The following is a 9039-nucleotide window of genomic DNA, read 5'->3' on the forward strand; positions in this document are numbered from 1 at the left end:
GCAGGACCCGGGCGATGACGATGACGTGGTCGCCGCCGTCGAGTTCGTGGGTGATGTCGCAGTCGATGAACGCGTGCGCCCCGGTGATCCGGGGGCAGCCGGCCTCGGACAGGGACCAGTCGAGGTCGGCGAACTTGTTCGGCTGCTTGCTCGACAGGGCGCGGCACACCGGTTCCTGGCCGGCGGCGAGCACGCTCGCGCACAACCGGCCCGCGGCGCGGACCTTCGGCCAGGACGTGGAGGTGTGCGCAACACTGAAGCTGACCAGCGGCGGGTCCAGGGACAGCGACTGGAAGGTGCCGACCACCAGCCCGCACGGATACTCCGCCCCGGCGGTGATGCCGGACACGGCGACCACCCCGGTCGGCAGATGGCCCATCACGCTGCGGTACTGCGCCTGATCGATGGTGGAAGTGAGCATGGGAGGGCTCCTTGTCGGATCGTGTGCCGGACGCGGCAGCGGTTCGGGGGTCGGTCACGTGAAGTTCGATCTATTCAGGACGTTCATTTTATGAACGAAGCGTTCATAACAAGTGATGATGATCCTGAGCCGTAGGTCACAATCTGTCAAGTGCGACGGCGCCTCTCCTGTGACGAGGGTGGGTGTTGACTGGGCTGGAGTTGCATGTCACAATTTTGATCATTACGTTCAATTAGTGAACACATACGGGCTAGAGATTTCCTCGAGTAGTGCCCGTCCCCACGATCCGCAGTTGACGGTGAGTCCTCGAATCCCACCCGTCTCTGTGCACCACTTCGCGAAGGTTGTGACATCACGTGCGAACGCCTCTTCTCCACCCGTCCACCGATCCGCACGGTGACCATCCACCGTCGTCGGTCGTGAATCCCACGGCAGCCGACTCTGACGAGAGGATGAATCGGTGACGATGACCAACAACGAATCCGTCGACATGGGCGAGCAGGGCTCGGTCGACAAGAGTCGTTTCCTGGTGAAGCTGACCGGTGTGATCGCCGGCGGCATGTTCATCGACGGCTACATCCTCGGCATCATCGGCACCGTGATCGGTGGCCTCGCTCTCGATCTGGGCATGTCGCTGTTCTGGGAGGGGCTGATCGGTGCGTCCGCGTTGATCGGAATCTTCGTCGGCGGTCCCCTCGGCGGTTGGCTGGCCGATAAACTCGGCCGCAAACCGCTGTTCACGATCGACCTGGCGATCTTCACGATCGGCTCGGTGCTGCAGTTCTTCGTCGACTCGGCCTGGCAGTTGTTCCTGGTCCGGCTGCTGATGGGGATCGCTATCGGCGCCGACTACTCCGTCGGCTGGCCGCTGCTCGCCGAGTTCGCGCCTGCCCGTCTCCGTGGCCGGTTGATGGCGATGAACGAGGTGGCCTGGTACCTGGGGTTCATGTCGGCGTTTGTGGCCGGCTTCCTGATGACGTCGGTGTGGTCGCTCGATTGGCGAATCGTGCTCGGGTCCAGCACGATCCCCGCGGTGATCTTGCTCCTCGCGCGGTTGGGTATGCCCGAATCGCCGCGCTGGCTGATGAACCAGGGCCGCACCGAGGAGGCCACCGAGATCGCGCACGCGTACCTCGAAGACCCCTCCGACGTTCTCGATGTCACCCATGAGCCCACCCGCAAGGGCACGTTCGGAATGCTGTTCTCGCCCGCCTACCGCCGGGCGACGATCTTCATCTCGGTGTTCTGGTTCTGCGTTGTGGCACCGTATTTCGCCATCGCCACCTTTGCCGCCAGTGTGCTGTCGGATTACGGACTGGGGGACGGGTTGGTCGGCGCGCTGGGAGTCAACGGACTCGCCCTGGTCGGTGTCGTCGTCTCGGTGCTGCTCATCGAACGGATCGGCCGCCGCAAGCTGACCATCCCGCAGCAGTGGGTGTGCGCCGCGGTGCTGGCCGTCATCGGACTGTGGTCGTCGGCGCCGCCCGCGCTGGTGTTGATCGGCTTCCTGCTCTTCGCGTTCGCCAATGCCATGTGCACCGCGTTGACCGGTGTCTACCCCGGTGAGATCTTTCCCACCGAGATCCGCGGTGTCGGTACCGGTTTCGCGACCGCGTTCAGTCGTGTCGGTGCCGGTTTGGGCACGTTCCTGCTGCCGTGGTCGATGCACAACCTCGGTTCCGGCACCACGATGCTCATCGCCGCCGGCATCTGCGTTGTCGGAGCGTCGGTCTCCCAGGTTCTCGCCCCGGAGACGATGGGACGCAGTCTCAGCGAAACGTCCGCACCGCACCGGCGGTAACCCCTCAGTCTCGAGCGCGGAGTCGTCAGACCGACAACGATGTCGGCCGACGGCTCCGCCTCGACCCCACACCATCCGTCTGTGTTCGCGCGAAGGAAGGAATCAGCGATCATGTCGACCATCCCGGACGCAGTCACCGCACTGGCCAACAAGGGCATGGTCCTCGTCGTCGACGACGAGGACCGCGAAAACGAGGGCGACCTGATCATGGCCGCCGAACACGCCACCACCGACACGGTGGCGTTCTTCCTCGAGCACACCTCCGGCTTCCTCTGCGTCGCCGTCGACGAGGCCCGCGCCGACACCCTCGGCCTGGACCTGATGGTCCCCGACAACACCGAGGCCCACCAGACCGCCTTCCTGGTCAGCGTCGACTACCGGCACGGCACCACCACCGGCATCAGCGCCGGCGACCGCGCCGCCACCATCCGGGCGCTGGCCGACCCCACCCTGCAGCCCGCCGACCTGGCCCGCCCCGGCCACGTGATGCCGCTGCTCGCCCGCCCCGGCGGTGTCCTCGAACGCCCCGGACACACCGAAGCCGGCGTGGACCTGTGCCGGATGGCCGGACTCAGCGGCGCCGCCCTGCTCTGCGAGATCGTCACTCCCGACCGACGGGAGATGATGCGCGGCACCGACCTCGAATCCCTCGCCGCTGAACACGACATCCCGATCGTGTCCATCGCGGCACTGCAGGACTTCCGCAGAACCACCGAGCGCGTCGAGCGGGCGACGGCCCCGGTATGCCACGACAAGCCCGTCACCCGCACCGGCCGCAGCACCCTGCCCACCGACCTCGGCACCTTCGACGCCCTCGCCTACCGGGCCCCCGACGGCGTCGAGCATCTGGCCCTGGTGATGGGCGACGTCACCGCCGCTAATGCGCCGTTGGTGCGGGTGCACAGCGAATGCCTGACCGGGGACCTGGCCGGGTCGTTGCGGTGCGACTGCGGGCCGCAGTTCCGGTCCGCGCTCGGTGCGATCGCGGACGCCGGCACCGGCATCCTGATCTATCTGCGCGGGCACGAGGGCCGCGGCATCGGTCTGGGCCACAAACTGCGGGCGTACGAGTTGCAGTGGCACGAGGGTCTCGACACCGTCGACGCCAACGTCAGCCTCGGCTTCCCCGTCGACGACCGGAACTACCGGGCGGCCGGGGAGATCCTCGACGATCTCGGTGTCACCCGGGTGCGGTTGATGACCAACAATCCCGACAAAGTCGCGGCCCTACAAGGACACGGCATCACCGTCACCGACCAGCTCGCCCACGAATCCCTGCCCACCCGCCACAACCGGCCCTACCTCGAGGCCAAGCGTGACCGCCTCGGTCACACCCTGCAACGCCTCGGCTGACTGACACCCTCCCCGACGCCGACACAACCGTTCCGGCATCTCCCTCGGAAGGACGACCCCCGTGGACCCCACGCAGCCGCACACCCGTACGCCACCCAGCCGAGAAAAGCTGGTCCTGGTCACCGGGGTCGAGCATCCTGAGGGCGCTCATGTCGCCCGCACCCTCGGGGAACACGGATTCGACGTCATCGCCCACGGTTTCACGCTGGACGCGGCCGAGCAGATTGCCGGAGAAATCACCGGCAACGGCGGCAGAGCGTCCGCCGCCGTCGCCGACCTCACGCTCACGAGGGAGGTCGACCGGCTCTTCACCGCGATCGAAAACACGCGCGGCGGCCTCGGTGCCGTCATTCACGCCGCCTGGCTGCCGGGTCCTGAATCGGCCGGCGCGCCGCTGCAGACGATCCATCCGTCCGACTGGGACCGAATGATCCAGGCCCATCTGGGAATGCTCTTCACGACCGTGCGCCGCGCGATCCGGTCGATCGGTGATCACAGCGGTGCAGGATCGATCGTCACGGTCACCGGTGTGGGCCGATCGCACACGGAGACACAGGATTCCACCCTCGTCCGTCAGGTGATCGACGGTGCAATCGAGGCGTTCACCACCGCAGCGGCGCAGGACATGAGTACGCGGACGGTGCAGATCAACGCCCTCCAACTGCTCCCTGAGCGTGCCGAACCCCACGTTTCCGGTGAGCCGCCTGCACCGGAACTCGACACCGCGCTCCTCCTCCTCGCCGATTCCGACAACCGCGACCGGTCCGGCACGGTGCTCTCCGCCCACGCCGCCCTGCCCGTTCCGGTGCACTGACACAACAAACACCGGCACCGATCCGCCCACCAACCCTTTGGAGCAATTCACGTGACTGTCGTGTCCGAACCCACCACACCGCAAAAGGTCGAGTTGACCGACGAAGAGATCTTCGCCGGCCACATCGGGGGGAAGCTCTCCGTCGAGTTGACCACCCCACTGGACAGCCAGCGTGATCTGTCGATCGCGTACACCCCGGGTGTCGCGCAGGTCTCCCGCGCCATCGCGGCCGACGAGACCCTCGCCGACCGGTACACCTGGACCAACCGCCTCGTGGTCGTCGTCTCGGACGGGTCCGCGGTCCTCGGTCTCGGTGACATCGGCCCCCGCGCCTCCCTTCCGGTGATGGAGGGCAAGTCCGCGCTGTTCAAGAACTTCGCCGGCCTGAACTCCATCCCCCTGGTCCTCGACACCCAGGGCCCGGACGAGATCGTCGAGACCCTGATCCGGCTGCGTCCCAGCTTCGGCGCGGTCAATTTGGAGGACATCTCCGCACCCCGCTGCTTCGAGATCGAACAACGCGTCATCGAAGCGCTGGACTGCCCGGTCATGCACGACGACCAGCACGGCACCGCCATCGTCGTCCTCGCCGCCCTCAAGGGTGCGGTCACGGTCCAGGACCGCGACCTCGCCTCGCTGCGGGTGGTGATCTCCGGTGCCGGCGCCGCCGGGGTGGCGTGCGCGAACATCCTGCTCGCCGCCGGCATCGCGGATGTGACGGTGCTGGATTCGAAGGGCATCGTCTCCGCCGATCGCCAGGATTTGAACGCGGTCAAGATCGATCTGGCCGCCCGCACCAACCCCGCCGGACGTCGCGGCGGCATCGCCCTCGCCCTGGACGGCGCGGACGTGTTCCTCGGGGTGTCCGCGGGCACCGTCCCGGAGGAACTCATCGCGACGATGGCGGAGAACTCCATCGTGTTCGCCCTGTCGAACCCGGACCCGGAGATCCACCCCGACATCGCCCACCGGCATGCGGCGATCGTCGCCACCGGGCGCAGCGATTTCCCGAACCAGATCAACAACGTGCTCGCCTTCCCCGGAGTATTCAAGGGTGCCCTCGACGCCGGGGCCCGCCGCATCACCGAGGGCATGAAACTTGCCGCCGCCGAGGCCATCCTCTCGGTCGTCGGTGACGAGCTGGCAGTGGACAAGATCGTTCCCAGCCCGCTCGATCCTCGCGTCGCCCCCGCTGTCGCGGAGGCGGTCGCCGCCGCTGCTCGCGCAGAGGGCGTCACCGGCTAGCGAGAATCCGTCGATCACCCCGGACCGGAGCCCGCACCCAGGCCACCGTCCGGGGTGATCGTCGTGTCGGTGCGACCCACCGGGTTCCGTGTGGGGACGATCAGGTGCATCCTCGTGGCATCGTATGACTCAACGTTGGGAGTGATCCGTGTCGAACCTGACAGTCCGCGACCTGGTGGCGATGAGGCAACTCGCGTGCAGCCTGGTTGCCGGCGCTGCAGGTGCAGAGCGGACCGTCGTGTGGGCGCACGTCTGCGAGCTGCCCGACCCGTGGAACTGGCTCGGTACCGACGATCTCCTCATGACCACCGGAATGAGCCTGCCGGCCGCGGCTGACGACCAGAAGCAGTTCATCCGCCGGCTCAGCGCGGCAGGTCTGGCCGGCATCGCGATCGGCGACGACCTGCAGGCGCCCCCGTTCACGCACGACATGCTGTCGGAAGCCGACGATTTGCGCTTCCCTGTACTCACGGTCGGCCATGCGACGCCCTTCGCCGCGATCGGCCGCACCGTTGCCGTCGCGGCCCAGAGCGTCCAGATCAGCCGCATCGACCGCTTGAGTCGGCTGTACGACGCTGCGCACGCGGCACCGGGCGACGACACGTCTCTGCTCGGCCGGCTGTCGGCCGAACTCGGCCACCGGCTCCACGTCGTCGATGTCGGGCTCGGCAGCGAGGTGCTTCGCGATGCACATCCGCTCGACGACGGCCTGGTCCGCCAGCTTCAGGCGGGCGTCAGTGGCCGGCTCGACCGCCTTCCGCCGAGGATGGCGATCGACATCGGCCCCGGGACGACGGCCACCGCGTTCCCCCTCGTCACCTACCGCACCTGCATGTTGGTCGCCGTCGGGCACGCTGATCTCGAGGTCGATGCGTTCGTGTTGTTACATGCGCAAAGTCTGGTCGGCGTCGAAGTGGAACGCGTGACCCGGGAACGCGAACGCACCGATGCCGTGGGTGCGGAACTTCTCGAGAAGATGATCACCGGGTCGATCAGCGCGGACGCCGCCACCACACGTCTCGAACAACTGGGATTGACCGATACGGAGTGGTGCCTCATCGGATTCGACGCGCCCGGGCTCCAGACCGCTCGCACCCTCGTCGCCGACCGCGGTTTCACATTTCTGTCGTGTTCGGTGGGGGAGGAGGGATACCTGATGGTCACGAGCTCCGATGCCGACCCGGCGGCGGAGCTCCTGGGTCGGCACATCTCCGCGATGGGCATGTCGGCACGCACCGCGACGAGCGAGGGGGTGCCGGATAGCGTTCGTCAGGCACGCTGGGCCCTCCAGGCCGCTCGTGCGGACGGTGGTGGACTCGCCGAATATTCCACCGCGGCACCGTTGTTCCTTCCCCCGACGGTGACCGAAGCGCACTTCGCCACACGCGCAGTCCTGGGAAAGGTCATCGACTACGACGCGGCGAATCACAGCGATCTCGTCGAGACTCTCGACGTTTTCCTGTCCATGGATCGCAACTGGACGGCGACGGCGGAAAAGCTGGTCATTCACCGTCAGACGCTCGGCTATCGACTACGGAAGATCGAGGGTCTCACGGGGCGAAACGTGAAAAGTTCCGCCGACATAGCCGACCTCTGGATGGCGCTGATCACCCGTCGGATCAGCAGCGGCCAGGGTTGACGCGGACTTCCGACATTGCCGTGCAACAGAGTTGGATCGACCGCATGAAAGACGAGAGGAAGACAGTGTCGAGATTGACCGTCGGTGACCTCATCGCAATGGATCAGATCGGGTGCGCTGCCGTGGCCGGCAGGGGTGGACTCGACCGCCGAATCGTGTGGGCGCACACCTCGGAACTCGATCCCTGGAACTGGCTGGGAGCGGACGAACTGCTGATGACCGCCGGGTTGTGCGTGCCTACCGACGAACGGGCCCAGTGCACGTTCGTGGAACGCCTCCACGAAAAGGGACTGGCGGGAGTCATCATCGGCGACGACGCAACGGCACCACCACTGACGACCGTGATGCTCGCGACGGCCGACAGGCTGAAATTCCCCATCCTGCGATGCAGCCACACCACGCCGTTCGCAGCCATCGGACGGACGGTGGCTCTCGCCAGTCAGAGCGTTCAGGTCAGCAGGATCGCGCGACTGACCCGGCTCTACGAGCGGGCACGCTTCACCTCGCCGGTGGAGGCGACCCTCCTGGCCCGGCTCGCTCGGGAGCTTCGGTACAGCTTGCACGTCGTCGACGTCGAGTACGGAACCGAAGTTCTCCCCACCGGCACAGCGCTGGCCGACACAACCATCCGCACATTGGCTTCGCGGGTCTCGGAGACCCTCGATCGTCTTCCCGCTCATCTCACCGTCGCCGAGGGCGCGGATTACGTGATGACGGCCCACGCGCTGCCCACTCACCGCAGATGCATGCTGGTCATGGAGGGAAACCCGGCCACCGATGTGGATGCCTTCGCCCTCCTGCATGTGCGGAGCCTGACCGGTGTCGAGGTCGAGAGAGTCACCCGCGAGCGGGAACATGTCGACCGAGCCGGTGAGGACCTGCTGCAGAGGATCCTTGCGGGCTCTGTCACCACCGAATCCGTCACGCCGCTCCTCGAAGAATTCGATCTGAACGTGCCGGAGTGGACCGTGCTGAGCTTCGATCCCGTCTTTCTTTCCGCGGCACGGACTATCGCCGGCGACCGACGGGTTCCCAACATGACAGCCGTGTTGGGGGAGCACGCGTACATGCTGCTCCCCACCGGACGGAGTCCCGAGGCGATCGACCTGCTGAGTGGCAGGACCCGGGCGATGGGAGCGTCGCCCCCGGCTAACACGATCGGACAAATCTCCGACAGCGCTCGTCAGGCGAGTTGGGCGCTCGACGCCGCCCGGTCGACGGGGGTTCCGGTCGCCCGATACTCCACCGACGCACCACTGTTCGTGCCCCGCACCGTCACCGATGCCCGGCTTGCCACCGACGCGATCCTCGGGGATCTCCTTCGCTACGACGAGGGCCACGAATCGAATCTCGTCGAGACCCTCGAAACGTTCCTCGCACACAATCGAAGCTGGACCGAGACGGCCGATCGGCTCGGAATCCACCGGCAGTCCCTCGCTTTCCGTCTCCGAAAGATCGAATCCGAGACAGGACGAAACCTGAAGGCCACGTCGGATATCGCGATCCTGTGGCTGGCACTTCGTGCACGCGCCCGCGCGGGCGACCCCGCCGACTGAACCGAGGCTCAGATGGCGGTGGCGGCGGTGAGTCCGTCGAGGACGGCTTCTTCGACGGTGCGGGGGGCGAGGCAGTCGCCGATGCCGGTGTGGGGGATGCCGGTGGCGTCGAGTTCGGCGAGCAGCGTGTCGTTCTGCCGGTGTCCGAGGGCCAGGACGAGTCCGTCGATACCGTCGAGGATGATCGGTTCCCCGGTGAGGGTGTTGACC

Annotated in this window: 7 protein-coding genes and 1 pseudogene; 6 read left to right on the forward strand and 2 right to left on the reverse strand. The window is 66.6% G+C overall.

Features of this window, described 5'->3' with window-relative positions; all coding sequences use genetic code 11:
• Positions 1 to 421, reverse strand: a 421-nt coding sequence (locus ACFTWF_RS44740; protein ID WP_378467484.1) for a flavin reductase family protein, incomplete at its 3' end; no start/stop codon positions are given.
• A 460-nt stretch (positions 422 to 881) separates the two neighbouring features.
• On the opposite strand from ACFTWF_RS44740, the gene ACFTWF_RS44745 reads away from it, so the two are divergent.
• From ACFTWF_RS44745 to ACFTWF_RS44770, 6 genes are all read left to right on the forward strand, one after another.
• Entirely contained in the window at positions 882 to 2222 is a 1341-nt protein-coding gene (locus tag ACFTWF_RS44745; RefSeq protein ID WP_378467485.1) for an MFS transporter, read from the forward strand.
• 111 nt (positions 2223 to 2333) lie between these two features.
• The gene (gene ribA / locus ACFTWF_RS44750; protein ID WP_378467486.1) at positions 2334 to 3575 is read left to right on the forward strand and encodes a GTP cyclohydrolase II; all 1242 of its coding nucleotides are present in this window, start codon (positions 2334 to 2336) and stop codon (positions 3573 to 3575) included.
• Between the two features lie 61 nt (positions 3576 to 3636).
• Positions 3637 to 4389, forward strand: a complete 753-nt coding sequence (locus ACFTWF_RS44755) for an SDR family NAD(P)-dependent oxidoreductase (RefSeq protein ID WP_378467487.1) — start codon at positions 3637 to 3639, stop codon at positions 4387 to 4389.
• A 51-nt stretch (positions 4390 to 4440) separates the two neighbouring features.
• Complete coding sequence (locus tag ACFTWF_RS44760) at positions 4441 to 5634, forward strand: NADP-dependent malic enzyme (RefSeq protein ID WP_378467488.1); 1194 nt, start codon at positions 4441 to 4443, stop codon at positions 5632 to 5634.
• A 148-nt stretch (positions 5635 to 5782) separates the two neighbouring features.
• Positions 5783 to 7273, forward strand: coding sequence for a PucR family transcriptional regulator (locus tag ACFTWF_RS44765; RefSeq protein WP_378467489.1), 1491 nt, complete (start codon positions 5783 to 5785; stop codon positions 7271 to 7273).
• Positions 7274 to 7338: 65 nt separating this feature from the next.
• Positions 7339 to 8829 carry a PucR family transcriptional regulator gene (locus ACFTWF_RS44770; RefSeq protein WP_378467490.1) on the forward strand — a complete coding sequence of 497 codons (1491 nt, stop codon included), beginning with the start codon at positions 7339 to 7341 and terminating at the stop codon, positions 8827 to 8829.
• A gap of 8 nt (positions 8830 to 8837) precedes the next feature.
• Here the strand turns inward: ACFTWF_RS44770 and ACFTWF_RS44775 are convergent.
• Positions 8838 to 9039: pseudogene (locus tag ACFTWF_RS44775) on the reverse strand (oxidoreductase); the annotation flags it as partial.

Source organism: Rhodococcus sp. NPDC056960 (genome assembly GCF_042674125.1).
GTDB lineage: Bacteria > Actinomycetota > Actinomycetes > Mycobacteriales > Mycobacteriaceae > Rhodococcus_F.